The sequence below is a fragment of the Pseudomonas sp. 05T35 genome (genome assembly GCF_056396605.1).
Map to the genome: position 1 here is coordinate 1 of NZ_JBFTLU010000899.1, position 582 is coordinate 582.

General features: G+C 58.8%; 1 protein-coding gene. It reads left to right on the forward strand.

The features are described 5' to 3' along the window. On the forward strand, nt 1-514 hold a 514-nt coding region (locus AC1DH9_RS30555), incomplete at its 5' end, for a transporter substrate-binding domain-containing protein (protein ID WP_477809507.1). Between the last annotated feature and the right edge of the window lie 68 nt (nt 515-582).

Below are 582 nucleotides of genomic sequence, written 5' to 3' on the forward strand. Positions count from 1 at the left end.
ATCGATGACCGTCACCCCCAAGCGTCAGGAGCAGATTGCGTTTAGCGACAAGGTCTCCAACGCGCCGGCACGCTTGGTGATCAAGCGCGGATCGGACCTGCAGCCGACCGTCGAGTCGCTCAAAGGCAAACGCATCGGCGTGGAGCAGGGCTCGACTCAGGAGGCTTTTGCGAAAGCCGTCTGGGGCAAGCAGGGGGTAGAGATTCTTTCTTATCAGAATCAGGACCAGGTCTACGCTGACCTGGTGGTTGGGCGCCTCGATGCGTCGTTGCAGGGCTCGATTCAGGCCAGCTACGGGTTTCTGAATAAACCGGTGGGCAAGGACTACCAGTTTGCCGGCGGCACCCTGGACAACCCGGACTTCTTCGGCGTCGGTGACGGCATCGGCGTGCGCAAGAGTGACGTTGAGCTGCGCGAAGACCTGAACAAAGCCCTGGCGACCATTCTCGCCAACGGCACGTACGCGAAGATCAACAAAAAGTACTTCGACTTCGACATCTACGGCGCGAAGTAAACCCGCTCGGTTCGAAACAACAAAGATCTAATGTGGGAGCGAGCCTGCTCGCGATAGCGGTGTGACAG